Here is a 24,889-nt window from a genome sequence, read left to right as displayed (position 1 = left end):
ACCTCGCCGCAGGGCAGACTCTTGCCCCAGGCAACGGCTCAACGTTCGCCGGCCTTTTCGAGCACCTGGCTGCTGAGCCGCGCGTCGCTGGCTCGGTTGTCCGGGCCCTGGCAAATTGCGCTGCAAAGGGCCCGGACGACCGGTACGTAGCTCACCTGACTGGGCTGCCCGACATTGACAGCACCCGTTGGGTTGATCAGGTGCACGGCGATTTCGCCTGGCAACCATGGAACCAGTGGCCAACTCGCACGGTTGGCCAGTATCGCGCAACGATTGCCCATCGCGGGCCCGATATCACAAGACGTCACCAGAGCCACGCCCATCAGCCAGGCGCCTTCAAGCTGCGAGCGCACACGGCCTGGGCTCTCTACATAACCCAGGTCCGCCACTACGACCGCGTGATGAACAATCAAGCGGCGCTCATCGCTCATCTCGATATCGACGACGATCGCGGCGCAGCCCTGGGCATCGTAATGAGCGGCGATCCCCTGACTCCGGCCACGTTCGCCTGCCTTGCCCCAATGGCCCCTCGCGGCCGCCTCGGTAATGACGCGACGCATTCGATGGGCATCGAAGGGGGAGGGTTGGCCTGCGCCTTCGCTCACGGCCGATGCTGAATCAATCACCGCGAGCAGATAGTCCCGATGATCCATATTGCGGGCTCGCAGCTGCGCGACCACGAACTGCTGTTCGGCGAGCATGTGAAGCAACAGGTCTTTCTTGTCCAGATTGCGGTCAAGGGTCGCCCGCCAGGTCAATTGATCGAGCGTGCTGTCGTGCCCATCGGGATGGCTCATTAGCGTTTCTCCTTCCGCTGATGCATGAGGCCAGCAAAAAACGACGTCCCACTGGGCCTGTTGCTCGCGCAACCACCTCAGAGAGATCAAGGCCTACCTTAGGCGCAGGGAACTGACGTCAGGGTGACAGGCCGCTGACAGGAACATGTCAGGTGGAAAAAAGCGACGTTGCCATTCGATCTTCATAAAAACGTAACAACTCTGTTGCAGAGTTCCTCAGCCCGTCATCACAAGGAGTTTCCTTTAATGAAAAGTTTGATGAAGTCTGCTGCGCTTGCCGTTACGGTTTCTCTTTGTGCCAGCTCGGCATCCTTCGCCGCAGAGAGCGTCCGCCTGACGGGCTCTGGCGCCAGTTTCCCCGCGCCGATCTACCTCACCTGGTTCAAGGATTTCAGCAAGAAGTCCGACGGTGTCACCGTGGATTACCAATCCAAGGGCAGCGGCGCCGGGGTTCAGGATTTCCTGAACAAGACCGTCGATTTCGCCGCCAGCGACTCGGCCATGAAAGACGAAGACATCGCCAAGGTCGCCGAAGGCGTGCAGTTGCTGCCGATGACGGCCGGTGAAATCGTCCTGGCCTATAACCTGCCGGGCAATCCCAAGGGCCTGAAGCTGCCAAGGGACGTATACTCCAACATTTTCCTGGGCAAGATCACCCGTTGGAACGACCCCCAGATCGTCGCCGCCAACCCGGACCTGAAACTGTCCGATACGCCGATCACCGTCGTTGTGCGTGCGGATTCCAGCGGTACGACTGCGGTGTTTACCAAGCATTTGGCGACCATCAACCCTGAGTTCAAGCAGGCGCTGGGCGAGGGCAATACGGTCAACTGGCCGGCCAGCGACAAGTTCATCAAGTCGCCCAAGAACGATGGTGTGACGGCCACCGTGCGCCAGACCCCGGGTGCGATTGGCTACATCGAATACGGCTTCGCCAAACTCGCCAAGGTCGACTTTGCCCAGTTGCAGAACAAGGCCGGCCAGTACGTCGTGCCGAACGCCGAAAGCGGTGCCGAGGCCTTGGCTGCGGTGAAGATGCCGCAAAGCCTGGTGTCGTGGCTGCCTGATCCGGACGGTGCCAAGTCCTACCCGATCACGTCCTACACCTGGATGATTTTCCGCAAGGACAACGGCAATCCGGCCAAGGCCAAGGCCATGCGTGAAATGGTCGAATACAGCCTGACCGAAGGCCAGAAGATTGCCGACTCGATGGGTTACATCCCACTGCCGGCCTCCGTCGTCGAGCAGGTTCGCAAAGCGTCCGCCAACATTCAGTGATGCATGAGACCTCTCCCGGTGCGTGCGCGATCAGCCGCGCCGGGAGAGCTTTTCCCTTGTTCGGACTTAGCCAATGAACAAACCTTTTGTCGTACCGGTTAATCCGGACTCTGCCTGCCAACCACCATCGGCGAAGGACTTCCTGGTTGATCGCACCTTCCGTGCGCTTGCACGCATCGGGGTGGTTCTGATCCTGGCGCTGGTATTTGCGCTGGTGTTCGAGGTGGGGCGCAAGGCGCTTCCGGGCATGGAGAAGCATGGCACGGATGTGCTTTTCGGCACTGTCTGGGACGTTAACCAAGGTAAATACGGCATCCTGCCGGCGATCTGGGGCACGCTCTACAGCGCCTTGATCGCATTGCTCATTGCAGGTTTCTTCGGCGTCAGCATGGCGATTTTCCTGACCCAGGACTTTCTGCCCCCCAAGCTCGCCGCCATTTTTCGCACCATCGTCGAACTGCTCGCGGCTATCCCCAGCGTCGTCTACGGCCTATGGGGCATCTACGTGGTCATCCCTGCGATCCGTCCGCTGACGACTTGGTTGAACAGCGAACTGGGCTGGATCCCGTTCTTCGGCACTTCCTTGAGCGGGCCGGGGCTGCTCCCTGCGGCGCTGGTGCTGGCCATCATGATCCTGCCAACCATTGCCGCCGTTTCCCAGGATGCGCTCACGGCCGTACCGATGAAAACCAAGCAGGCCGCCTACGGCATGGGCACCACCCACTGGGAAGCGATTCTCAAGGTGATGGTGCCGTCTGCCGCCACCGGCATCTTCGGCTCGCTGGTCCTTGGCTTGGGCCGGGCGCTGGGTGAAACGATGGCGCTGGCCATGCTGGTCGGTAACGCCAACACGCTTTCGCTCTCGCTGTTCGCACCGGCCAATACCCTCGCGGCGCTGTTGGCGCTGAACTTCCCCGAGGCCGGGCCGAACGAGATCGAGGTGTTGATGTATGCCGCACTGGTGTTGATGTTCATCACGCTGCTGGTGAACATCATCGGTTCGATGATCATGATGTACGCCCAACGGGGTAACAAGTGATGACTGATCTCACTGCTGCAACAGATTTGACGGCTCCAGCGGGCGCGATGCCCAGCCTGCAACGCAGGTTCGAGGGCCGGGCCCTGCGCAGCCTGATCTTGACCACCCTGGTCTGGGCGGGGGCACTGCTGGCAAGCGTACCGCTGATTTCGGTGCTGTACATGCTGATCACCCGCGGCGGTGCGCGCTTGAACCTGGAAGTGTTCACCGAGCTGCCGCCGACAGGCTTCGAGATGGGCGGCGGCTTCGGCAACGCCATGGCAGGCACCTTCGTAATGGTGGGTATCGCGGCGGCCATCGCGGTGCCCGTCGGCATCATGGCAGCGATCTTCCTCGCAGAGCTGGGGCCGGACAGCAAACTGGCAAACGCCGCGCGTTTTGCGGCCAAGATGCTCACGGGTCTGCCATCGATTCTTGCCGGTGTCTTCGCTTATGCCCTGGTGGTGATGACCACCGGCACGTATTCGGCACCGGCCGGTGGCGTGGCGCTGGCGGTGCTGATGCTGCCTATCGTCGTGCTGACGGCGGAAGAGTCGATGCGGATGGTGCCCAAGATCATGAAGGACGCCGCCTATGGCATGGGCTGCACCCGCTCGCAGGTGATCTGGAAAATCATCTTGCCCACCGGCATGCCCGCGATCCTCACCGGCGTGATGCTGGCGGTAGCGCGCGCCGCCGGCGAAACCGCGCCGTTGCTGTTTACCGCGCTGTTCAGCAACTACTGGATCTACCACCAAGGCAACCTAGAGGTCATGAATCCGACGGCATCGCTTGCCGTGCTGATCTACAACTTTTCCGGCATGCCTTTCGACAACCAACTGGAGCTCGCCTGGGCGGCCTCGTTGGTGCTGGTGATGATCGTGCTGGTCGTGAACATCATCAGCCGTATTTTCGGCAAGCCCAAGTATTGAGAACGGGAGCATCTGATCTTGAACGTATCCACTGCGCAAATAGCCGCTCCGTTTGTCACCCAGGCGCCTGTAGTCATGGACTGCAAACTGGACAAGATTTTCTATGGCAACTTCATGGCGGTGCGTGACAGCCACGTACCGATCGAGAAAAACAAGATCACCGGCTTCATCGGCCCATCCGGCTGCGGCAAGAGCACCGTGCTGCGCAGCCTCAACCGGATGAACGATCTGGTGAAGGGGTTCCGCTTCGAGGGCCACGTGCATTTTCTTGGCCAGGACGTCTACGGCAAGGGTGTCGACCCGGTGGTGGTGCGCCGTTATATCGGCATGGTGTTCCAACAGCCGAACCCGTTCTCGATGAGCATCTTCGACAACGTCGCGTTCGGCCTGCGCCTCAATCGCTATAAAGGTGACATTGGCGACCGGGTCAAGCATGCGCTGCAAGGCGCGGCGCTGTGGGACGAGGTCAAGGACAAGCTCAAGGTCAGCGGCCTGTCGCTCTCCGGTGGCCAGCAACAACGGCTGTGCATTGCCCGCGCCATCGCCACCGAGCCGGAAGTGTTGCTGCTGGATGAACCCTGTTCGGCGCTCGACCCGATCGCTACCCGGCGGGTCGAGGAACTGATGGTCGAGTTGAAAAAGGACTACACCATCGCGCTGGTGACTCACAACATGCAGCAAGCCATCCGCGTTGCTGACACCACAGCGTTTTTCTCGGTGGACATTTCCCAGGGCACACGCACCGGCTATCTGGTGGAAATGGGCCCGACGACGCAGATTTTCGATAACCCCCGTGAACAGATGACCGGCGATTACATCAGCGGCAAGTTCAGCTGAGCGACATCCTCGGTCGAGGCCGCATCCCTGCAGAAGCCAAATGGATTTGGCGGGCATCCGGTAGACATTTACCAAGCGTTTCCAAGGAGCACCAATGCCTGCTACGCATCGCCTTGATTTGCCTGCGATTGAGCGCGCACTGCGCGAAGTGCAAAAGAGCTTCGCCGCGCTGAGCCGGCACTTCACGGAGCCGCGGGACCCCCTGACGGATGAAGTGCTGCAAAATGTGCTTGAAGGCTATGGGCTGATTGACGACTATGTGGCCCGCGGCGTCGACCTGTTCGATCTCCAGCAACTGAACCTGATGCTCGAGATCAACGCCACGGTGCTGTGTGGCCGAGACCCCGTACGCCGGCTGGAATACGCCCAGCACCTGGCGGCGACCGAGGCGCATTTCTTCAACAACGTTGAGGGCGGCATCAAGGATTTGTACAACTGGTATTGCGCCTATCGCAGTGAGTCGGTGTGGAAGCGTGCGGCCGGCGTCTATGTACGCATTCTCAGCAAGCCGCAGTTGTTCATCGAGGGCAACAACCGCAGTGGGTCGCTCATCGTCAGCTATCTGCTCATGCGCGCGGGGCTTCCTCCTTTTGTGCTGTCTTTGGAAAACGCCGAGGGCTACTTCAATCCGTCCTCGGTCATACGCAACTCCGCCAAGCATGGCGTCAAGGCTTTGTATGAATTGCCCAAGATCAAGAAGAAATACGCAGCGTTCCTCGAAGAACAGGCACCGGATCCAATGAAATTTTTCCTCGAGGGCAAATCCTTGCCCGTCTCACAGGGCCGTCACTGATGAGCAGGGCTCTTGTGCTCGCCGGATGCAAAACCTTAGGTGGCCGGGTAGGGCAGGCTATCCGTAGCGTCAATCCGACGCGGCTGCTCCAACGCCAGCGCATACGCATTTCGTTCGACATCGACGACACGCTCGCCTGCCAACTCCACCACTGCGATGTCGAGCGAAGCCGGTTGCCGGCCTGTGTTCACCGCTGGCTGGGAGAGCCGCTGCGCATGGGTACGCGCTCGCTGATCCGGGAGCTGCGTCGCCAGGGTTGCAGTATCTGGGTCTACACATCATCTGGGCGCACGCCGTCCTACATCAGGCGTTGGCTGCTGCTGTACGGCATCCGCGTCGACGGTGTCGTCAACAGCGTGCTGCACAACCGCGCCTTGACGACACATGGGCTGTCCAACTCACCCTCCAAGTACCCGCCGGCGTTCGATATCGACTTGCACGTCGATGATTCCGAGGGTGTGCAGATTGAAGGGGATGACCACGGGTTTCGCGTTGTCGTGGTGCATCCGGAGGATGAAGGCTGGGCGCAGAAGGTGCTGGATGCGGTGGCCATGGTCCAGGCGCAGCTTGATTGGCAGCAGAGGCCGGTCCAGCGGGCTCCGTTGCGCCGGGTTACGACCGGCTAGCAAGTCAGGCTGTCATCGTGCGATTCAGGGCCACAATCTGCTCATGGGTAAGCTGACTGCCGGGATCCATGAACCTGGCGATCAGTGCGTCGCGGTTCTCCGGTGCCCGTGCCTTTTCAGCCGCGTCCAGCGCCATTTCCAGCTCCGGCAGTGTCAACTCGGTGCAGTAAGCCGGTGTGCCTGGCTGCTGACGCCATGAGGCTTCGAGGCTACCGGCGGCAAAAGCGGTAAAGCCTGTCTGCTCGACAAGATCCTGCGCTAGCGCCACAGCGGCGGCATCGTTCCCAGCCACGGGTATCGCGATGGGCGTTGAAGCTTCCGCCGGCTGGCCTTTGTCGGCAAGCGTGGCGGCGAGCAGGGCATTCCATGCCTTGACCACCGGGCGACCAAGCTGTTCGCTCACCCAGACGCTCTCGGGCTTGCCGTCCTCAACTTCCTTGATTGCCCCGTCGCGACCCGGATAGTAATTGGAAGTATCGATGACGACGGTCTTCGGGGAAGCATTGCTCAACGTCTGCTTGAGGTCAGGGTATCTAGCAAATGGAATCGACAGGATTACAGCGTCCACGCCGGACACCGCATCGTCCTTGGTCACGGCATGCACGCCGATTTCGCTGGCAAGTTTCTGGAGGCTTTGAGGGTCTTTTGAGTTCGCCAGTTTGACGTCATGCCCGCACGCCGCGAGTTTGCGGGCAAGGGTCACCCCAATGTTGCCTGCGCCGATAATTCCGATTTTCATTTCAATCACCTCGCTTGTGGACAGTCTGCAAGTCTCATCATTCCTGCGCCGGCCTGTATCCGGCCAGCAAACTTAGAATCTCGTCATGTGGGCCGTTGGATTCGGCAAACCGTAATGGCTTGGCGCGCTCGACGACAAGTTCCTGTGGAGTCGATTTCGAGCAATTCAAGAACGTCATGCAGGAACTCGTCCAAGGGCATGGCGTTTTTCTTCATTTTTCGTATTTCAGCGGGAGCCGGAGAAATTCCGGCCCTCCGCGGGTAAAAATTCTGAGCAAACGGCACTGTCTGCGCGTCCAAAACCCTCAACGCATCCTTTAAATGCGACTATCTATGCGTCAGATCGTTTTGGAAATCACCATGCTTCGCCTATTTGAACAACGGCTAGACCCTTTCCCACCCGATGAAGTCCCCCCGCCACCCGACGGTCTGGCGCGGTTCCTGTGGGCTTGCACGCGAGGCGCACGCGGTTACATTCTCGCATTCGCGCTGCTCAGTGCCGGTGTGTCGATCTACGAAGCCTGGCTGTTTTCTTTCCTCGGTCAGGTCGTGGACTTGCTCTCGACCTGGCAGGCAGGCGGCGATGCGGCAGCGCAAGAGAGTCGGGTGCTGTGGGGCATCGGCATCATCCTGGTGGCCAGCGTTGGGCTGGTCGCGTTGCGCACGATGGTGCAGCACCAGATTCTAGCGATCAATTTGCCGTTGCGCCTGCGCTGGGATTTTCACCGGCTGATGCTGAGGCAAAGCCTGTCGTTCTTTTCGGATGAGTTTTCCGGCCGGGTCACCACCAAAGTGATGCAGACGGCGCTGTCGGTGCGTGAGGTGCTGTTCACCATCATCGAGATCGTTCCCGGGATCGGCGTGTACTTCATCGCGATCATCGCCCTGGCAGGCGGTTTTGACCTGAAACTGATGCTGCCTTTCATTGCCTGGATGGTCTTGTTCGGTGTCGCCATGCGCTACTTCGTGCCGCGCCTGGAGAAAGTAGGGCAGGAACAGGCCAATGCGCGGTCGTCGATGACCGGGCGAGTTTCAGACGCCTACACCAACATCACCACGGTAAAGCTGTTCTCCCACTCCAAGCGCGAAGCGCATTTTGCGCGCGCCGCCATGGAGGATTTCAAGCAAACCGGCTTTCGCCAGATGCGCTTGGTCAGCCAGTTCGAGATCGTCAACCAGGCCTTGGTGGTCGGGTTGATCATGGGCTCGGGCGGTTATGCCCTTTGGCTATGGCACCAAGGCGAAGTCGGCACCGGTGCCGTCGCGGCGATTACCGCCATGGCGTTGCGCATCAATGGCATGTCGCACTGGATCATGTGGCAAATGACCTCGCTGTTCGAGAACATCGGCACGGTGCAGGATGGCATGGCGACCCTGACCCGCGGCCCCAAGGTGCAGGATGCGCCAGACGCCGGCGTGCTGGTCACCACGGGCGGCGCGGTGACCTTCGACAAGGTGCGCTTCAACTATAACGGCGAACGCCAGGTGCTCGATGGTCTGAGCCTGAGCATCCGCCCGGGAGAAAAGATTGGCCTGGTAGGCCGTTCCGGCGCCGGGAAATCCACGCTGATCAATCTGCTGCTGCGTTTCTACGACGTGGACAGCGGCGAGATTCGGATCGATGGGCAGAATATCGCCCACGTCACCCAGGACAGCTTGCGCAGTGCCATCGGCATGGTCACCCAGGACACGTCGCTGTTGCACCGCTCCATCCGCGACAACATCGCCTATGGCCGCCCCGATGCAACCGACGCGCAGATCCGCAGCGCCGCGATCAGCGCTCAAGCCGATGGATTCATCAGCCAACTGAGTGACAAGCAAGGTCATTGCGGCTACGACACCCTGGTTGGGGAGCGTGGGATCAAGCTTTCGGGAGGCCAGCGACAACGCATCGCAATTGCCCGGGTGATGCTCAAGAACGCCCCGATCCTGCTGCTTGACGAAGCCACCAGCGCACTGGATTCAGAAGTCGAGGTCGCCATCCAGGAAAGCCTCGATGAAATGATGAAGGGCAAGACCGTGATCGCCATTGCCCATCGGCTGTCGACGATCGCGGCCATGGACCGGCTCATCGTCATGGATGAAGGCCGCATCATCGAGCAGGGCACCCACGCCGAGCTGCTCGGGAAGAACGGGACCTATGCGCGATTGTGGCATCACCAGAGTGGCGGTTTCCTGGGGGAGGATCAGGGGGTGGTTGAGGCGGTGGAGTAGGCTGGCTCAGTATCGGAACAACACGTGATTCCGGTTCCGTGTAATCGTGCAATCCGAAAGACCCGCGTATTTCAGGGCTTGTCCCAGGGAAGCGATTTTCTCGCAGGCGGGGTTTTGCAAGAATGTACCCTCTGCATATGACTGCTCCCCCTGAAGGAACCTCCCCGGTGAACGTCAATGACGCCAGCTTCGAAGAACTGCTCAACGCTCTCCATGACGGCGTCTACATCACGGATGGCGACGGCAATACGCTAAAAGTAAATCAAGCCTATGAGCGCCTGACCGGGCTCAGTGGTGCGGATCTCGTCGGTCGATCCATGCAGGAGCTGGTGAAGGAGGGCGTCATCTCGCAATCGGCCACATTGCGCGTGTTACAGGGTGGTCGGCCGGTATCGGTGATGCAGAGCCTGAGCCATGGCAAGAAGCTGCTCGTCAGTGCCACGCCAATTCTCGACGCTGGAAAGCGAATTTCATATGTGGTCAGCACCGTGCGCGACATGACTGAACTGCTGCGCATGAAACACGAGCGCGATGAGTTGCAACAGCTCAAACAACTGCGCAACAGCACCGCCAAGCTTCATGCCGGGCAACGGGACAATCTGCTGCGTTCTCCGCTCATGGCCGATCAGGAAGTTTCCGGCCGCGTCCTTTCGCTGGCCCGGCAGGTTGCGAGCAGCTCGGTGAAGGTGTTGCTTCAAGGCGAAACCGGCGTCGGGAAGACCCTCGTCGCGCAATTCATCCATAACGCCAGCCCCCGTGCCAGCGAACCCTTCCTCGCGCTCAACTGCGGCGCGCTGCCCGAGAATCTGATCGAAGCCGAGCTGTTTGGTTATGCACCTGGGGCGTTCACTGGCGCAGGTCCCAAAGGCAAGCGTGGCCTGCTGGAACTGGCGCATCACGGCACGTTGTTTCTAGATGAGATTGGTGATCTTCCGCTGCCGGTGCAGGTCAAGCTGCTCAAGGTCATCGAAGAGAACCGCTTCATTCCTGTCGGCGGCCTGGAATTGAAGGAGGTGGATGTACGCATCATCAGCGCCACCCACCATGACCTCAAGCAGCGGGTGGCGGAGGGGCATTTTCGGGCTGATTTGTATTACCGGCTCAACGTGGTGCCGATTCACATACCGGCACTGCGCGAACGTCGGGAGGAGATTGCGCCACTCCTGCGTTACTACCTCGACCGATTCAACGTTCGTTATGAACGCCAGGTCCAGTGGAGTCTGGATGCCCTCGACTTGATGTGCGAATACGCCTGGCCCGGCAATATTCGCGAGTTGATCAACGTCGTCGAACGGCTGGTGGTGACCAATCAGACCGGGACTGTCGAGGCGCTTGATATGCCGGAAGAGATCCTCAACCTTAATCCGTCGAAAACCAATGACGCGGGGCTGCCACTGCGCAAGGTATTGGAAAATGCCGAGCGCAGCGCGATTCGCGCCGCGCTGCTTGCGCACAAGACCACGCGCCTTGCGGCCAAGGCGTTAGGGGTGAGCCAGGCGACTGTGGTGCAGAAAATGAAACGCTGGGAACAGTCTGATTAGGATTCTGATCAATGTAGGGTAAAACGATCAGAAAACTAATCGGAGCTCACCGGTAAAAAAGCCCATAATCCACGCAAAGTCCCGTAGGACGGGGCTTCCAGGGCATTGGCACGTCTTTCGCTGTCCCATTTGGCACGTCTTCCATAAAACAACATCAACTGGACGAGCCCGATGAACATTTCTTCTTTCAAAATCGCCAATAAATTAATCACCGGACCCGGCGCAATCGAGCAGCTTTGCGCTGAGCTGACGCGCCTTGAGATCAAGAACCCACTGATCGTCACGGACACCGTCCTGGTGAACTCCGGCACTGTGGACCTGGCGCTGGCGCAACTCGGTGATCGTCACTACGGCGTTTTCGACCAGGTCAAACCGGAGCCTGAGGTGGCCATCGTGGAGGAGTGCACTCGCGCCTATCGCGAGGGTGGACACGACGGATTGATTGCGGTGGGTGGCGGCAGTGCCATCGATATTGCCAAGGGCGTCGCGGCGTATGCCGGTCATGCAGGTCCGCTGACGGAACTGTTCGGTGTCGATTTGGTGAAACGCAAGGGCCCGCCCTTGATTGCTATCCCGACAACTGCCGGCACAGGTTCGGAAGTGACCAACGTCGCGATTTTCTCCGACAAGCAAGCACAGCTGAAAAAAGGCATCGTCAGTGACTACCTGCTACCGGACGTGGCGCTGGTCAGTCCGACCATGACGTTGACCTGCCCACGCAGTGTGACGGCGGCCAGTGGCGTCGATGCGCTGGTGCATGCGGTCGAGTCCTATCTTTCAGTCAACGCTTCGCCAATCACCGATGCCATCGCGCTCGGTGCGATCAAGTTGATCAGCAAGGCGCTGCCGAAGGCTTATGCCAACCCAACCAACCTGCAAGCCCGGGAAGACATGGCCACTGCGAGCCTGATGGCCGGCATGGCGTTTGGCAACGCGGGGGTAGGGGCGGTGCATGCGCTGGCGTACCCGCTCGGCGGACGGTTCAACATTGCCCATGGCGTCAGCAACGCCTTGCTGCTGCCGTACGTAATGGAGTGGAACAAGACAGCTTGCGTCGAGCGTTTCCGTGACATCGCCGAAGCCATGGACGTGCGCGTCGCGAACCTGAGCGACAGGGACGCTGCGGACCAGGCTGTGAAAGCCATGGCGGATCTGTGTGCTGGCGTTGATATTCCCTCCGGGCTGCGCAGTTTCAACGTGCCCGAGGAGGCCATCCCAGCGATGGCGGAGGAGGCCAGCAAGATCGACCGTTTGATGCGCAACAACCCGCGCAAGCTGACGGCCGCCGATATCGAGAAGATCTATCGCGCCGCCTACTGATCCATAAAGCCATGGCTCCGGTTTCCCAGAGCCTGCGCCCGCCACTACAAGACCAATAACACAGGTGAACCCAATGTCTGACACTCCTGCGCAGCGGGGCGAAAGTCCATACATCCCGCTCGGTCCTTTCAAGGTCCGGTTGCCGTTTCTCCATTACAAGATCGAACTTCCAGACTACCTCCAAGGCTTGTTGATGTGTGCCGTGGACCTGGCCGCGATCCCGCTGATGACCGAACTGCTGGGCATGCCTTTCGAAGTCGCGCTTGCCGTGGTGATGCTCAACGGCTTGCTTTACCTGGCGCACCATTTGCTCGGTGACCCGACCGTTCCTGGCTGGATCACGCCGGCGGTTCCTCTGTTGATGGCTTACTGCGCGCAGTTCCCAATGGGCCCGGAGCGTGTCCATGCCTTGATAGCCTTCCAACTGATGCTTGGCGTATTTTCAATTGCCCTGGGGGCGACTGGAATGGCGAAAAAGGTTGTGGAATTCGTGCCCTCGGCAATCAAGTCCGGCATCATCGTCGGGGCTGGCTTGAGTGCCGTGATCGCGGTGTTCCAGGTGGGCGGGAAATTCAATGTACTGCCCTGGACCATCTCCATTGCGGTGGGCATAGCCTTCTACCTGATCTTTTCCCAGCACTTCAACGAGCTCAAGCAACGCAACCGCTTCTGGTGGAACTTCGCCAAGCTCGGCATCCTGCCGATCATCCTGCTGGCGGTGGTGATTGCACCGTTGTTTGGTGAGGCGCCATGGCCGACGATTCAGTGGGGAATCAGCCAACCGGACTTTGCCGGATTGTGGAATGACTACACCGTCTTCGGTCTGGGCATGCCGCCAGTCTCCATGTTCATCTCAGCGTTGCCAACCATGCTGGCGGCCTACATCATCGTGTTCGGCGACGTGCTCAGCGCCAAATCGCTCCTTGATGAGGCAGAAACCGTGCGCACCGACGAAGTCGTCGACTACAACGCCGATCGCGCTCACCTGATCTTCGGCGCGCGCAACGCGTTCATGAGCATCTTTGGTCCCGATGTCGCCATGTGCGGGCCAAAATGGGCCGCGATGCTGGTGGTCGTGATCGAGCGTTTCAAAGGTGGACCGAAGGCAATGAAGTCGATCATTGGCGGCGTCGGGTCGTTCCGCTGGGGTACCAACAGCGGTCTGCTGTTGTTGCCGGTCGTCACGCTGGTACAGCCGATTCTCGGTGTCGCCTTGTCACTGACGCTGCTGATCCAAGGGTACGTTAGCGTACGCCTGGGCATTCTCGAAGCCCGAAGCCAGCGTGACCTGGGCATCGCGGGCGTGATTGGCGCGGTGCTCGCGATCAAAGGCGCGAGCTGGGCATTTGGAATTGGCGTTGTGTTGTGCTTGCTGATCTACGGCAAGAACTTTTTCAAGGGGGAGGTGGATGGGACGTTTGCCAAGGACCTGAAGGCGCCGGGCGGCAACCCTGTCAGAGATGTCGGGTCGGCCCCCGCGATCAGGCGGGTTGCAACGGAGAATGTGCTTTAACCTGGGCGACGTGTCCGTCGATATCAGCCGGGCCGCAGCTGCAAAGCTCCGGCCCGGCATCCCTCGCTTGGACGTTAGGAAAATTCTGGTAGCGAGCGTGTGAGCCGGAAACAGTCCAAGCCGTTAGTGAGCGCCGATGTCGAGAGGTGGATTATGAATGTGGGTCAATCTTCTGATTTTCGAGAAGCGGGGTTACTGGAAGTGGACAACAGGAAGGGAGCGGATACGTAAACATCTTGTTTAACATAATATACATTATGTGAACCTTCGTATGGAGCTACCTGGGGCGTGGGCAGACAGATTTGAAGCCACGATTGTCACCTCAGCACGTTCACACTGAGCATGAACGGTCACAGCGTCATGCAACCGGACAGCAACTGTAATGAGCAGCATTGCAAGGACTGCGGACTTGAACAGTCAGGATTTTCGACGACACATGACCCGCACTGGTCGGCACATGGATCTGCTCGGTCCACAGTACGAAGCCCCATCGGTCATGCTCGGCCTGCGTTATTCGCTCTGACGCAACAGGATGTAGCAAGCGACTATAGCCATTTACCTGATCACCGGAAACGATCAAAATCGCCCCCATTCGTCTACCCTCACAACGCGCCCGGCAAGAATGCCAGGTGATTGAACCTTTTTGCTTTCACGCACCGGAGATTTCCATGCTCAAGCGTTCCCTGGCCTTGGCCGTCGGTTTCACCCTGACCCTGAGTTCTGTCCTGGCGCAGGCCGCCGACACCCTGAAAGTCAGCGCGATTCCCGACGAAGCGCCGACCGAATTGCTGCGCAAGTTCAAGCCGCTGGGGGCTTACCTGGAGCAGCAGATCGGCATGAAGGTCGAGTTCGTACCGGTGAGCGACTATCCCGCGGTGGTCGAGGCATTGGCCACCGACCGCATCGACATGGCCTGGCTGGGCGGTTTTACTTTCGTCCAGGCTCGCCTGAAGACCGGCAACGCCATTCCATTGGTGCAACGTGAGCAGGACGCGCAGTTCACCAGTAAATTCATCAGTGCCAACCCGGCCGTCAAATCCCTGCGCGACCTGAATGGCAAGACCTTTGCCTTTGGCTCTGTTTCGTCTACTTCCGGCAGCCTGATGCCGCGTTACTTCATGCTCCAGGATGGCATCAAGCCGGAAATCTACTTCAGCCGCGTGGCCTACTCCGGTGCCCATGACGCGACGGCGGCGTGGGTTCAGGCCGGCAAGGTCGATGCCGGCGTGCTCAACGCCAGCGTCTGGGAAAAACTGGTGGCCGCCGGCAAGGTCGACACCAGCAAGGTCAAGGTCTTCGCCACCACCCCAGCGTATTTCGACTACAACTGGACGGTGCGCGGGACCCTCGACCCGGCGGTGGCCGGCAAGATCAAGGCCGCGTTCCTGGCGCTTGATCCGGCGAACCCAAAGGACAAGGAGATCCTTGATTTGCAAGCCGCCAGCCGCTTCATCGAAACCAAGCCCGAGAACTACAAGGGCATCGAAGAAGCCGCACGCGCCGCTGACCTGCTCAAATGACATTGCGTTTGACCCAGGCCAGCGTCATCCACGCCAACGGCGCCCAGGCGTTGCGCGGCGTGGACCTGCACCTGCGCGCAGGGGAACAGGTCGCGATCATCGGCCCGTCCGGCGCTGGCAAGTCCAGCCTGCTCAACGTCCTTGCTACCGCGCTGCGGCCAGCCAACGGTGAAGTAAAAGTGCTGGGCGAGCGGGCCTGGCAGCTGTCGGCGCGCCAGCGCCAACGCCTGCGTGCGCGCATTGGCTTGATTCATCAAGCGCCTCCCCTGCCCCCGCGCCAACGTGTGGTCACCGCAGTACTGGCTGGCAAGCTGGGGCAATGGGGTATCGGCAAAAGCCTGCTGAACCTGTTCCATCCGCTGGATATCCCCGGGGCTCGGGCAGCCTTGGCCCGTCTGGACCTGGGGGAAAAACTGTTCGTGCAATGCCAGCAATTGTCCGGCGGGCAGCTGCAACGCGTCGGCATCGCCCGCGTGCTTTACCAGGCGCCGGAGGTGTTGCTGGCGGATGAACCGGTATCGGCGATGGACCCGGTGCTCGCCGAGCACACGCTCTCGGTGCTCTGCCAGCATGCCCGGGAGCAGCACGTCACCCTGGTGACCAGTCTGCATGCGGTGGACCTGGCGCTTGCGCATTTCTCGCGAATCATTGGTTTGCGTGACGGCCAGATTCTCTTCGACTTGCCGACCGAAGCGGTTGATCGCAAGCAGCTCGATGCACTTTATGCCAATGAGCAACTGGAGTCGCTGTCGAGCCCACCGCCGCCGTCGAGCGTGCAGATTCCCCGATGCTGACGCGTGACGCTCGGGACCCCGCCGCCCTCCCTCGCCTGTTCCTTGGCCTGCTGGCCATTGCCCTGCTGTGGCCGGGTATCCATTTCAGCGAATTGGACCTGGGTGTGCTGCTGGCCAGCGATAGCCAAAGCGAGATGGGCCGGTTCGCCGCCGCGTTCTGGCCGCCGGCCCATGACGAAACGTTTGTCGAATTGCTGCTGCAAGCCACACTGCAGACGCTCGCCATCGCTACCGCCGGCATGGCCTTGGCACTGCTGTTGGCGGTGCCCGCGAGCCTGGTCGCCAGCCGGGCGCTGTCGTTGTCCGCCGCGTACCGCGCAGGCAGGCCTGGCCTTTGGGGTCAGTGGCTGCGTTGGCCGGTCCGTGGCCTGCTCATCTTCCTGCGCAGCGTGCCGGAGATCGTCTGGGCGTTGCTCTTCGTCCGGGCCGTCGGTCTTGGCCCCACCGCCGGGGTATTGGCCATCGCCATCACCTACAGCGGCATGCTGGGCAAGGTCTACGCGGAAATCTTCGAGTCGGTTGACCAACGCCCCGCGCACGCGCTGATGCAAGCCGGAAGCGGTCGGCTCGCCGCCTTCTGCTACGGCATCTTGCCCAACGTCGCCGCCGAGCTGCTGTCGTACACCGTGTACCGCTGGGAATGCGCCATCCGCGCCTCGGTGGTGATGGGCTTCGTCGGCGCTGGTGGACTGGGCCAACAGATGGACCTGTCGTTGCGCATGTTCGCCGGCGGTGAAGTCGCCAGCCTGCTGCTGACTTTCCTGATATTGGTGCTGCTCGCCGACCAGCTCAGTCGCGTGCTGCGCTGGAGGTTGGCATGAGTCGCCTGCTCAACGCGCTGTTGCTGCTGTGCATCGGCGCGGCCGTGGTTGCCTCGTTCGTCTATCTGGGTATCGACCTGGACGCCCTTGGCGATCACTCGAATCTCAAGCAAATGGCCGCTTATGCCCAGCGTTTCCTGACCCCTGACCTGAGCCCGACCTACCTCAAGGCGATCGGCCATGGCGCGCTGGAAACCATCGCCATGTCCGCCCTTGGCACACTGCTCGCGGCAGTGCTGGGTTTGGCCTTGGCGCTGCCCGCCGCCGGGCGCCTTGGCTGGCCGTTGCAGAGCGTGTCGCGCCTGTTGTTGAACGCCTTGCGCGCGGTGCCGGAGCTGGTATGGGCCGCGCTGATGGTGCTTGCCGCCGGGCTTGGCCCCAACGCCGGTACGCTGGCGCTCGCCCTGCACACCGTCGGCGTGCTCGGTCGATTGTTTGCCGAAGCCTTGGAAAACACTCCGTCGCAACCCGCCGATGCCCTCCGCCTGCAAGGGGCCAGCGCCCTCTGGGCGTTCTGCTACGGCACGCTGCCCAACCTGATGCCGCAACTGTTGGCCTACACCTTGTACCGCTGGGAAAACAACATCCGCATGGCCAGCGTGCTAGGGTTCGTCGGCGCCGGCGGCCTTGGCCAGATGCTCTACGTCAGCCTCAGCCTGTTCCAGGAGGCGCAAGGCAGCACGGTGATCCTGGCGATGTTGCTGCTGGTCTTCACCGTCGATACGTTGAGCAGTTGGAGCCGTCAGCGTTGGGTCAAGGCTTGACGGCCTGGGGATTCACCACAACGCCATCGTATAGCTGACGATCAAACGGTTCTCATCCAGGTCATTGCCGAAGTTCGAACGCACCGTTGCATTGCGCCATTTGAAACCCAGCCCTTTCAATGTGCCGTCCTGGATCACATAGGCAATGTCGGTGTTGCGCTCCCATTCCTGGCCCTCCCCTGGCGCGCTGCGTTGCACGTTGTCGCCACTGATGTAGCGGGTCATGAATGTCAGGCCCGGCACACCGAGGGCGGCGAAGTTGTAGTCGTAGCGGGCTTGCCAGGAGCGTTCGTCGGTGTTGGCGAAGTCGCCGATCTGCACGAAGTTGACCAGATAAGGATCGCTGCGGGAGATGTAGGGGAACGGATCGTCGCCGCTCATGCGCTGATAGCCCAGCCCGAACCCGTGGCCAGCGAGGCTGTAGGTGAACAGTGCGCCGAACGCTTGGTTATCGATCCCGCGGAAACTGCCGTCCTCGGTGCTGCGCGAGTAACGCACGTCGCTTTTCAGTGACTGGCCATCGCCCAGGTCCAGGGTGTGGACGAAGCCGAGGTAGTTCTGCTGGTAGATATCCTCGAGCTTGCCGTAGCGGTACTGCGCGGTGAGATTGGGCAGAAGCTGGTAGTCCGCCCCGGCGAACTGGAACCTGTCGCTGGTGCCGCCGATGCGATTGGCGGTCATGTCTTGATAGTCGGTGGAATCGACGAAATTGATCTGGGAGAGCTGCCCGGCGGTGAGCTTGAGGCGGTCGATTTCCTGCACGTTCAACAGTCCGCCCTTGAAGGTGCTCGGCAATAGGCGCGTGTCGTTGGAATTCACCACCGGGTCCTTGATCTGCAGCGTCCCGGCTTTCAGCGTGCTGTTGGACATGCGCATTTTCGCGGTGAGCCCGACTTCGCCGTAGCGGTCCTGGGAGCCGCCGGACAGGTCCGCCGGCAAAAGATTGGTACCCGCCGTCCCGCCGCCCGAGTCCAGCTTGATGCCGGCCATGGCCAAGGCGTCGAGACCAAAACCCACGGTGCCGGCCGTGTACCCCGACTCCAGGCGCAACAAGAACCCTTGCGCCCATTCCTCGGCCTTGTCCCGAGCGCCCTCCTGCCTGAAATCGCGGTTGAAATAAAAATTGCGAGCTTCCAGGCTGGCCTTGCTGTCGCCAATGCAATCGGCATGGGCCACCGGCGCGCCGATCAGGCCCAGGCCGAGCAAGGGACCAATGGGCGAACGGCTCCAGTGGGTATCGATGAAACAGGGCATGGCGTGCTCCTTTTTGTGAGCGCGAACGATCCCTTCGGGGACGGCGTACGCGCCTCGCTTATTATTTGGGGCAGTGCGGATACTGTGGCGAGTGAGCTTGCTCCCGCTGCGCCGGTCCGACGCCTCGGGCGCAGCGGCCCCATTCACGGTGAGCGCTGCGCGCTTGAGCGAGCAAGCTCCCTCGCCACGGGGCGGATTCTTCGCAGTGGCGCGATACAGCGTCAAACGGGAAAAACCCAGGCGCGTACATAAGAAAATTTGATGCGCGCCGAAGCCCTATCTGGAGTAACAATTGCAACGATAAGAACGATAAACGCCAAGAGAGCCACCATGAACCTCAAGTTTCTCGAAACCTTCGTCTGGGTCGCTCGCCTGCAAAGCTTCAGCCTGACCGCCGAAAAGATGTTCAGCACCCAGGCCGCGATTTCCAGTCGGATCGCCTCGTTGGAAGACGAGCTGGGCCTGCGCCTGTTCGTGCGTGATTCACGGGGCGTGTCATTGACCCCGGAAGGCACCAAGGTCCTTGAATATGCCGAGCGAATGCTCGACGTTCAGCGCGAGTTGAAGCAGTCCCTGGACAACAGAACCCCACAGCAAGGCCTGGTGCGCATCGGTGTGATGGACACGGTGATTCACACCTGGCTGAGCCCGTTGATGTCGATGCTGATGCAGGCGTTTCCCGCCGTGGAGATCGAAATTACCGCCGACGCGGCGCGAAATCTTTGTGAGCAGCTGCAAAAAGGTTACCTGGACATCGCCTTCCAGACCGACCTGGTCCGCCACGAAAGCGTGCGCAATCTCGAGCTGGGGCATTACCCGATGCACTGGATCGCCGCCAGCCAATCGATTTACGCCCGGCCCTACGCCTCGCTGGCGGAAATGGCGAGCGAGCGCATCATCACTTTCGTCAAGCATTCACGGCCTCACCAGGATGTGCTCAACCTGCTGTATGCCCATGGCGTCGGTACGCCGAGGGTCAGTTGCGTCAATTCGGTATCGGCGATGACGCGACTGATACGCGACGGTTTCGGCATTGGTGCGCTGCCCGCGGCGCTGGTGACCAAGCCGCTGGCCCGTGGCGAGTTGATCCAGCTGGAACCGGGCGCGCCCCTTCCCCAGCTCGATGTCGTCGCATCGTGGCGGGCCGGCGTGGGGCTCGAACTGATCGAAAGCATCGTGCACATGAGCCGCCAAGTGGTCTGCCAGTACGCCACGGACGTCGGACCGCAACGCATGGTCGCGGCACCGGGGCTGTCGACGGTCGAATAACTTTTACTTGTCAGGGGGTAGCAATTTTCCTTGTTGGACGCCATCGCCGGGATTTTCTAAAAAGGACTCACTCAGAAAAAGAACCCAACGGAGCCCCTGCGATGAGTCCATCAGCCCTGTCCCTCGAGCAACTGCAGCAGTGTTCACCGCAAGCCTTGCGTCAGAAAATCGCCGCCGGGCAATACCACGGCCATACCAGCGGCCTGGGCCAGGGTCGGGTCCAAGCCAATATCGTGATCCTGCCGGGAGACTGGGCCGACGAGTTCCTGCGCTACTGCACGCTCAACCGTCAGGCTTGTCCGGTGCTGGACGTGACGGAACCGGGTGACCCCTTCCTGCGCAACCTGGGCGCTCCCATCGACATCCGCCACGAGGTCCCAAGCTACCGGGTCTTTCACCACGGAGAGATAAGTGAGGAACCTTCGGACATCGAACACCTTTGGCGCGATGACCTGGTGACTTTCGCCCTCGGCTGTTCGTTTTCTTTCGAGCAACCGTTGCTTGAGGCCGGCATTCGGATGAGGCACATCGACCTGGGTCGCAACGTCGCCATGTTCCGCACCAACATCGACACACGCCCCACCGCGCGACTGTCGGGCAAAATGGTCGTGAGCATGCGCCCGATGAAAGCGGCGGCGGCGATCCAGGCGATCCAGATCACCGGGCGCATGCCCGGCGTCCATGGCGCCCCGGTACACATTGGCGATCCATCGCAGATCGGCATTGAGTCCCTGGAAACGCCGGACTACGGCGATGCGGTACCGGTCGAAAGCGATGAAATACCGGTATTCTGGGCCTGTGGCGTGACGCCGCAATCGGTGGTCCAGGCGTCGCGTCCGCCGCTGTGTATCACTCACGCGCCGGGTTGCATGCTGGTCACCGATCTATGGAACAGCGCATTGTGATGTATCGACCCGGAGACGGAGATTTGATGAACAGCCCGCGACGATCGATCGAGCAGTACATCCGCGCCAAGGACGGCAACCGCCCCCACCTGCTGGACCAGGCGTTTACCAATGACGCGACCCTGGACATGGTGGTATGCACCGGATCCATTTCATTCCCCGATCATGTCCAAGGCCGTGGCGCCATCGGTGATGTGCTGGTGAGCCGTTTCAACCAGACCTTCGAGAACGTCTACACGTTTTGCCTGGACGCTCCTCCTGCGTCCAACGCCGAGACGCTACAGTGCCGTTGGATGGTCGCCATGGCGGACAAGCACAGCGGTGAAGTCCGGGTCGGGTGTGGCCGGTATGACTGGCGATTCAGGCCCCAGTCATGGTTGGCTGAGGGACTCACCATCACCATTGCACACATGAAAACCTTGCCTGCAGACGATCTATCGGCAGTCATGGCCTGGGTGTCGCGTTTGGCGTACCCGTGGTGCAGCGTTGATGACGCCATGGATGCGGTGCCGGATTCAAGCGCGCTTGAAGACGTGATCCAATACCTGTCAGTCAGGCATGATCGAACGGTTTGATCGCCCTTGGATTTCCCTGCCTCTTCGTTTCAAGGAGCTGCCCGACATGAATATCAAGTTCCTGGAAACCTTCGTCTGGGTCGCCCGCTTGAAAAGCTTCCGGCTGACGGCGGAAAAGCTCTTCACCACTCAGGCGTCGATTTCCAGCCGTATCGCGGCCCTTGAAGATGAAATGGGCGTGCGCTTGTTCGTCCGCGATCCCAAGGGCGTGTCGCTGACATCCGAAGGCCTGCGGGTACTCGAATATGCCGAGCGCATCATGGAAACCATGCAAAGCATGAAGGCGGTGATCAAGGATCCCCGTCAGGTGCGCGGTCGGATCCGCATCGGCGCGATGGACACGGTGATCCATACCTGGCTCAGCCCGTTGGTGACACGGCTGATGGAATGCTACCCGGCCCTGGAAATCGAGTTGTCGGCCGATACCGCGAGCAACCTGTGCTCGCAGCTGGAAAAAGGCTATCAGGACATCATCTTCCAAACCGACATCCTGCGCCTGGACAGCGTGCGCAATACGCTTTTGACCCGTTATCCGATGCATTGGGTGGTGCGCACCGGCTCCGCCTATGACCGCGATTATGCTTCGCTGGAAGAATTATCCCAGGAGCGCATCGTGACCTTTTCGCGCAACTCGCGTCCGCACCAGGACGTCCTCAACCTGCTGCACTCGGCCAATATCGTCTCGCCGCGCATCAATTGCGTGAATTCGGCGTCGGCCATCACGCGGCTGGTGCGCGACGGCTTTGGCATCGGCGCCATGCCCGCGGCGCTGGTTCAAGGCGAACTGGCCCAGGGCACGTTGAGGCTGGTGGATGGCGTGCCGCTGCCCTCGGTGATGGACGTGGTCGCCAGCTGGCGCACCGGCGCGGGCATGGAACGGGTCGAAGACATCGTCACCCAGACCCGGGAGGTGGTTGAAGAATTCAGCGCGCAACTGCCTGCCCGATACCGGCTGGCGGCGGACCCTGCCCCGGCAGGCTGTCAGTGAACTGCAACATCCCCGCCCTATCCTGAAACGAGCGCACCGCGGTGTACCGCTGGGTGCGGCCGCTCGGGATGGTCCAGGGAGTTCGCCATGAAGATCAGCGTGTTCGGCAGTGGTTACGTTGGATTGGTGCAAGCCGTCGTGTTGGCCGAGGTCGGTCATGACGTGGTGTGCATGGACATCGACGAGCAAAAGATCGAGAACCTGCGCCAGGGTCAGGTGAGTATTTTCGAACCCGGCCTGGCGACGCTGGTGCGCGAGGGGCTCGATGCCGGGCGCTTGCGTTTTACCAGCGACGAACAAATGGCCGTCCGGCATGGGCAGGTCGTGTTCATCGCCGTCGGCACGCCGTCCAGGGAAGACGGCTCGGCGGACTTACGCCAAGTCCTCGCCGTCGCTGAAGCCGTTGCCCGCTACGGCGAACAGCCGCTGGTGGTGGTGGAAAAGTCCACCGTGCCGGTGGGCACTGGCGATATCCTGCGCGCCCACATCGATAAGTGCCTGCTCAAGGCCGGGCGCCTGCTGCAATTCGATGTCGTGTCCAATCCCGAATTTCTCAAGGAGGGCTCCGCGGTCTCCGATTGCCGGCGTCCCGATCGCATTGTGATCGGCTGTGAGCGTGAAGAAGTCCGGGAAACCATGCGCGAGCTGTATGCGCCATTCAACCGCAACCACGACCGGATCCTGTTCATGGACGTGCGCAGCGCCGAGCTCACCAAATACGCGGCCAACGGCATGCTGGCAACCAAGATCAGCTTCATCAACCAGATCGCCGAACTGGCCGAACACCTCGGTGCCGACATCGAGTCGGTGCGCCAGGGCATAGGGGCTGACTCGCGCATCGGCTATCACTTCATTTATCCCGGTTGCGGCTACGGCGGTTCGTGCTTCCCTAAAGACATGCGGGCCTTGATCCATACAGCGCAGCTAGCCCATTGCGCCAGTGACCTGCTGCAGGCGGTGGAGTCCATCAATCTGCGGCAGAAACACAAACTGTTCGAACGCATCAATGCTTACTACCAGGGCGACTTGCACGGCAAGACCTTTGCCCTGTGGGGCCTGGCCTTCAAGCCCAACACCGACGACATGCGCGACGCCCCCAGTCGCATGCTCCTGGAAGCGTTGTGGGCGGCTGGGGCCAACGTCCGCGCGTTTGACCCCGAAGCAATGCAACAGACCCAGCTGCTCTACCCCAACGAGCCGAAACTGATGCTGATGGGAACGCCAGAGTCAGTCCTGGCCGGCGCCGATGCGTTGATCATCTGCACCGAATGGCAGTCGTTCAAGGCCCCCGATTTCCAGCTGATCCGGCAGCGCCTGAACGCACCGGTGATTTTTGATGGGCGAAACCTCTATGAACCGGAACGCATGGCGGACAGAGGTTTCGTCTATCTCCCGATGGGCCGCGGACAGTCATGCAGCTTGCCCATTGCCCACCAGCCTTGGTTACAAGCCAGAAGCGCTTGATCAAACTGCAAAATAAATGAACTCAACCAGCATTAATATGAATTTGTAAGCAAGAGAGCCGAGCGGCACACTGTGCTCCGTTCCTCCCCCAAATGTTGGAACACTTAAAGGGCTTTCTGGGATTCTCCCGTAAGCCCCTTTTTTTGTTGGCTTTTTGGATCTCCGCTTAATGTTTTCTCGCTGGTTCCCCGCTGCTATCAATACCCGTCCCACCGAATGGAGCCGTGCCGCGATCGGCATGGCTTTAGGAACAATGTTCAGTGTCTGGCTCTGCGGCCAGGTGTTTGGCCTCGAAGTGGCGCAACACCTGATCGGCCCTCTCGGGGCCTCGGCGGTATTGCTGTTCGCCGTGTCGTCGGGCGCCCTGGCCCAGCCTTGGTCGATTTTTGGCGGTTACCTCTGTGCTTCAGTCGTGGCGTTGCTGGTCGCCCATGTGCTCGGCCGAACACTGGGCAGCGCTTGCCTGGCGGCGGGCATGGCGCTGGTTCTGATGTGCTGGCTGCGTTGCCTGCACCCGCCGGCGGGGGCCCTGGCGGCCACGCTGGTGCTGGCGGATCATTCGATCATTGCCCTGGATTGGCAGGCGCTTGGCGCTTCGATGCTGGCCGGCTCCGGTCTGCTCGCCTTCGCATTGGCCTACAACAACCTGACGCGCGTACGCTACCCCAAGCGCGCCAGCGAGCCGGTCGCCGCCATTCCGGCCGACCACCCGCCCGTGGATCGCCAGGCCATCACCGCCGAAGACTTGAAGCTTGCGCTCGAGGAAATGGAAGCATTCTTCGACGTAACTCCCGAGGATCTCGAACAATTGATCCACGCCAGCGAGCGCCATGCCAAGCGCCGCAGCATCACGGAGGTGCTGTCGGGTCGCGGTTGAGCCTGTGGCTGCTATAAATATGCAGACAGGACCTGCACGTATCCCGGTTGT

Annotated in this window: 23 protein-coding genes; 20 read left to right on the top strand and 3 right to left on the bottom strand. The window is 60.6% G+C overall.

What is annotated here, in order from left to right; translation table 11 throughout:
- Positions 1 to 38: 38 nt before the first annotated feature.
- Positions 39 to 797, bottom strand: coding sequence for a hypothetical protein (locus tag J3Q04_RS12945; RefSeq protein WP_434611428.1), 759 nt, complete (start codon positions 795 to 797; stop codon positions 39 to 41).
- A gap of 246 nt (positions 798 to 1,043) precedes the next feature.
- On the opposite strand from J3Q04_RS12945, the gene pstS reads away from it, so the two are divergent.
- From pstS to J3Q04_RS12915, 6 genes are all read left to right on the top strand, one after another.
- A complete protein-coding gene (pstS, locus tag J3Q04_RS12940; RefSeq protein WP_420763965.1) occupies positions 1,044 to 2,075 on the top strand; it encodes a phosphate ABC transporter substrate-binding protein PstS in 1,032 nt (343 codons plus the stop codon).
- Between the two features lie 73 nt (positions 2,076 to 2,148).
- Positions 2,149 to 3,114, top strand: coding sequence for a phosphate ABC transporter permease subunit PstC (gene pstC / locus J3Q04_RS12935; protein ID WP_420763964.1), 966 nt, complete (start codon positions 2,149 to 2,151; stop codon positions 3,112 to 3,114).
- Entirely contained in the window at positions 3,114 to 4,025 is a 912-nt protein-coding gene (gene pstA, locus J3Q04_RS12930; protein ID WP_039588462.1) for a phosphate ABC transporter permease PstA, read from the top strand. Before pstC ends, pstA begins: the two co-directional genes overlap by 1 nt.
- A gap of 75 nt (positions 4,026 to 4,100) precedes the next feature.
- A complete protein-coding gene (pstB, locus tag J3Q04_RS12925; RefSeq protein ID WP_025214260.1) occupies positions 4,101 to 4,862 on the top strand; it encodes a phosphate ABC transporter ATP-binding protein PstB in 762 nt (253 codons plus the stop codon).
- Positions 4,863 to 4,956: 94 nt separating this feature from the next.
- On the top strand, positions 4,957 to 5,655 hold the full coding sequence (locus tag J3Q04_RS12920) for a hypothetical protein (RefSeq protein ID WP_420763963.1): 699 nt from the start codon (positions 4,957 to 4,959) through the stop codon (positions 5,653 to 5,655).
- Complete coding sequence (locus J3Q04_RS12915) at positions 5,655 to 6,281, top strand: hypothetical protein (protein ID WP_434611430.1); 627 nt, start codon at positions 5,655 to 5,657, stop codon at positions 6,279 to 6,281. Before J3Q04_RS12920 ends, J3Q04_RS12915 begins: the two co-directional genes overlap by 1 nt.
- Positions 6,282 to 6,285: 4 nt before the next feature.
- Here the strand turns inward: J3Q04_RS12915 and J3Q04_RS12910 are convergent, their stop codons facing one another.
- Positions 6,286 to 7,020, bottom strand: coding sequence for an NADPH-dependent F420 reductase (locus J3Q04_RS12910; RefSeq protein WP_434611432.1), 735 nt, complete (start codon positions 7,018 to 7,020; stop codon positions 6,286 to 6,288).
- Between the two features lie 359 nt (positions 7,021 to 7,379).
- On the opposite strand from J3Q04_RS12910, the gene J3Q04_RS12905 reads away from it, so the two are divergent.
- The 8 genes from J3Q04_RS12905 to phnE all read left to right on the top strand — a co-directional run bounded on the left by J3Q04_RS12905 (position 7,380) and on the right by phnE (position 17,506).
- Complete coding sequence (locus tag J3Q04_RS12905) at positions 7,380 to 9,233, top strand: ABC transporter ATP-binding protein (RefSeq protein WP_434564041.1); 1,854 nt, start codon at positions 7,380 to 7,382, stop codon at positions 9,231 to 9,233.
- A gap of 167 nt (positions 9,234 to 9,400) precedes the next feature.
- Positions 9,401 to 10,774: a sigma-54 interaction domain-containing protein gene (locus J3Q04_RS12900; protein WP_434611435.1), complete on the top strand. Its 1,374-nt coding sequence runs from the start codon at positions 9,401 to 9,403 to the stop codon at positions 10,772 to 10,774.
- A gap of 171 nt (positions 10,775 to 10,945) precedes the next feature.
- Positions 10,946 to 12,094 (top strand): iron-containing alcohol dehydrogenase, encoded by a 1,149-nt coding sequence (locus J3Q04_RS12895; protein WP_434564043.1) that lies wholly within the window; start codon positions 10,946 to 10,948, stop codon positions 12,092 to 12,094.
- 73 nt (positions 12,095 to 12,167) lie between these two features.
- The gene (locus tag J3Q04_RS12890; protein WP_434611437.1) at positions 12,168 to 13,607 is read left to right on the top strand and encodes a hypothetical protein; all 1,440 of its coding nucleotides are present in this window, start codon (positions 12,168 to 12,170) and stop codon (positions 13,605 to 13,607) included.
- Between the two features lie 668 nt (positions 13,608 to 14,275).
- Positions 14,276 to 15,127, top strand: coding sequence for a putative selenate ABC transporter substrate-binding protein (locus J3Q04_RS12885; RefSeq protein WP_434611439.1), 852 nt, complete (start codon positions 14,276 to 14,278; stop codon positions 15,125 to 15,127).
- Positions 15,124 to 15,921 carry a phosphonate ABC transporter ATP-binding protein gene (locus J3Q04_RS12880; protein WP_434611441.1) on the top strand — a complete coding sequence of 266 codons (798 nt, stop codon included), beginning with the start codon at positions 15,124 to 15,126 and terminating at the stop codon, positions 15,919 to 15,921. The genes J3Q04_RS12885 and J3Q04_RS12880 overlap by 4 nt, the downstream gene beginning before the upstream one ends.
- The gene (locus tag J3Q04_RS12875; RefSeq protein WP_434611443.1) at positions 15,915 to 16,742 is read left to right on the top strand and encodes a PhnE/PtxC family ABC transporter permease; all 828 of its coding nucleotides are present in this window, start codon (positions 15,915 to 15,917) and stop codon (positions 16,740 to 16,742) included. Before J3Q04_RS12880 ends, J3Q04_RS12875 begins: the two co-directional genes overlap by 7 nt.
- Positions 16,739 to 17,506: a phosphonate ABC transporter, permease protein PhnE gene (gene phnE, locus J3Q04_RS12870; protein WP_420763954.1), complete on the top strand. Its 768-nt coding sequence runs from the start codon at positions 16,739 to 16,741 to the stop codon at positions 17,504 to 17,506. The genes J3Q04_RS12875 and phnE overlap by 4 nt, the downstream gene beginning before the upstream one ends.
- A gap of 12 nt (positions 17,507 to 17,518) precedes the next feature.
- Here phnE and J3Q04_RS12865 read toward each other — a convergent pair whose 3' ends face one another.
- Positions 17,519 to 18,760, bottom strand: coding sequence for an OprD family porin (locus J3Q04_RS12865; RefSeq protein WP_434611445.1), 1,242 nt, complete (start codon positions 18,758 to 18,760; stop codon positions 17,519 to 17,521).
- Positions 18,761 to 19,090: 330 nt separating this feature from the next.
- Here J3Q04_RS12865 and J3Q04_RS12860 point away from each other — a divergent pair, with 330 nt between their 5' ends.
- From J3Q04_RS12860 to J3Q04_RS12835, 6 genes are all read left to right on the top strand, one after another.
- Complete coding sequence (locus J3Q04_RS12860) at positions 19,091 to 20,029, top strand: LysR family transcriptional regulator (RefSeq protein ID WP_434611447.1); 939 nt, start codon at positions 19,091 to 19,093, stop codon at positions 20,027 to 20,029.
- Between the two features lie 101 nt (positions 20,030 to 20,130).
- Complete coding sequence (locus tag J3Q04_RS12855) at positions 20,131 to 20,934, top strand: putative hydro-lyase (RefSeq protein ID WP_434611449.1); 804 nt, start codon at positions 20,131 to 20,133, stop codon at positions 20,932 to 20,934.
- Positions 20,935 to 20,960: 26 nt separating this feature from the next.
- The gene (locus tag J3Q04_RS12850; RefSeq protein ID WP_434611451.1) at positions 20,961 to 21,509 is read left to right on the top strand and encodes a hypothetical protein; all 549 of its coding nucleotides are present in this window, start codon (positions 20,961 to 20,963) and stop codon (positions 21,507 to 21,509) included.
- 46 nt (positions 21,510 to 21,555) lie between these two features.
- Entirely contained in the window at positions 21,556 to 22,497 is a 942-nt protein-coding gene (locus J3Q04_RS12845) for a LysR family transcriptional regulator (protein ID WP_434611453.1), read from the top strand.
- Positions 22,498 to 22,584: 87 nt separating this feature from the next.
- On the top strand, positions 22,585 to 23,961 hold the full coding sequence (locus J3Q04_RS12840) for a UDP-glucose dehydrogenase family protein (protein ID WP_434611454.1): 1,377 nt from the start codon (positions 22,585 to 22,587) through the stop codon (positions 23,959 to 23,961).
- Positions 23,962 to 24,130: 169 nt separating this feature from the next.
- A complete protein-coding gene (locus tag J3Q04_RS12835; RefSeq protein WP_434564052.1) occupies positions 24,131 to 24,838 on the top strand; it encodes an HPP family protein in 708 nt (235 codons plus the stop codon).
- Positions 24,839 to 24,889 lie beyond the last annotated feature (51 nt).

It is taken from the genome of Pseudomonas sp. D4-21 (genome assembly GCF_051132125.1).
Taxonomy (GTDB): domain Bacteria; phylum Pseudomonadota; class Gammaproteobacteria; order Pseudomonadales; family Pseudomonadaceae; genus Aquipseudomonas.
The sequence above is the reverse complement of the archived record's forward strand: the minus strand, read 5'-3'. Positions and strand labels throughout refer to the sequence as shown.

Bases quoted from the DNA above. Each gene is read 5' to 3' on its own strand.
- J3Q04_RS12945 (WP_434611428.1), bottom strand. From the start codon at position 797: ATGAGCCATCCCGATGGGCACGACAGCACGCTCGATCAATTGACCTGG.
- pstS (WP_420763965.1), top strand. From the start codon at position 1,044: ATGAAAAGTTTGATGAAGTCTGCTGCGCTTGCCGTTACGGTTTCTCTT.
- pstC (WP_420763964.1), top strand. From the start codon at position 2,149: ATGAACAAACCTTTTGTCGTACCGGTTAATCCGGACTCTGCCTGCCAA.
- pstA (WP_039588462.1), top strand. From the start codon at position 3,114: ATGACTGATCTCACTGCTGCAACAGATTTGACGGCTCCAGCGGGCGCG.
- pstB (WP_025214260.1), top strand. From the start codon at position 4,101: ATGGACTGCAAACTGGACAAGATTTTCTATGGCAACTTCATGGCGGTG.
- J3Q04_RS12920 (WP_420763963.1), top strand. From the start codon at position 4,957: ATGCCTGCTACGCATCGCCTTGATTTGCCTGCGATTGAGCGCGCACTG.
- J3Q04_RS12915 (WP_434611430.1), top strand. From the start codon at position 5,655: ATGAGCAGGGCTCTTGTGCTCGCCGGATGCAAAACCTTAGGTGGCCGG.
- J3Q04_RS12910 (WP_434611432.1), bottom strand. From the start codon at position 7,020: ATGAAAATCGGAATTATCGGCGCAGGCAACATTGGGGTGACCCTTGCC.
- J3Q04_RS12905 (WP_434564041.1), top strand. From the start codon at position 7,380: ATGCTTCGCCTATTTGAACAACGGCTAGACCCTTTCCCACCCGATGAA.
- J3Q04_RS12895 (WP_434564043.1), top strand. From the start codon at position 10,946: ATGAACATTTCTTCTTTCAAAATCGCCAATAAATTAATCACCGGACCC.
- J3Q04_RS12890 (WP_434611437.1), top strand. From the start codon at position 12,168: ATGTCTGACACTCCTGCGCAGCGGGGCGAAAGTCCATACATCCCGCTC.
- J3Q04_RS12885 (WP_434611439.1), top strand. From the start codon at position 14,276: ATGCTCAAGCGTTCCCTGGCCTTGGCCGTCGGTTTCACCCTGACCCTG.
- J3Q04_RS12880 (WP_434611441.1), top strand. From the start codon at position 15,124: ATGACATTGCGTTTGACCCAGGCCAGCGTCATCCACGCCAACGGCGCC.
- J3Q04_RS12875 (WP_434611443.1), top strand. From the start codon at position 15,915: ATGCTGACGCGTGACGCTCGGGACCCCGCCGCCCTCCCTCGCCTGTTC.
- phnE (WP_420763954.1), top strand. From the start codon at position 16,739: ATGAGTCGCCTGCTCAACGCGCTGTTGCTGCTGTGCATCGGCGCGGCC.
- J3Q04_RS12865 (WP_434611445.1), bottom strand. From the start codon at position 18,760: ATGCCCTGTTTCATCGATACCCACTGGAGCCGTTCGCCCATTGGTCCC.
- J3Q04_RS12860 (WP_434611447.1), top strand. From the start codon at position 19,091: ATGAACCTCAAGTTTCTCGAAACCTTCGTCTGGGTCGCTCGCCTGCAA.
- J3Q04_RS12855 (WP_434611449.1), top strand. From the start codon at position 20,131: ATGAGTCCATCAGCCCTGTCCCTCGAGCAACTGCAGCAGTGTTCACCG.
- J3Q04_RS12850 (WP_434611451.1), top strand. From the start codon at position 20,961: ATGAACAGCCCGCGACGATCGATCGAGCAGTACATCCGCGCCAAGGAC.
- J3Q04_RS12845 (WP_434611453.1), top strand. From the start codon at position 21,556: ATGAATATCAAGTTCCTGGAAACCTTCGTCTGGGTCGCCCGCTTGAAA.
- J3Q04_RS12840 (WP_434611454.1), top strand. From the start codon at position 22,585: ATGAAGATCAGCGTGTTCGGCAGTGGTTACGTTGGATTGGTGCAAGCC.
- J3Q04_RS12835 (WP_434564052.1), top strand. From the start codon at position 24,131: ATGTTTTCTCGCTGGTTCCCCGCTGCTATCAATACCCGTCCCACCGAA.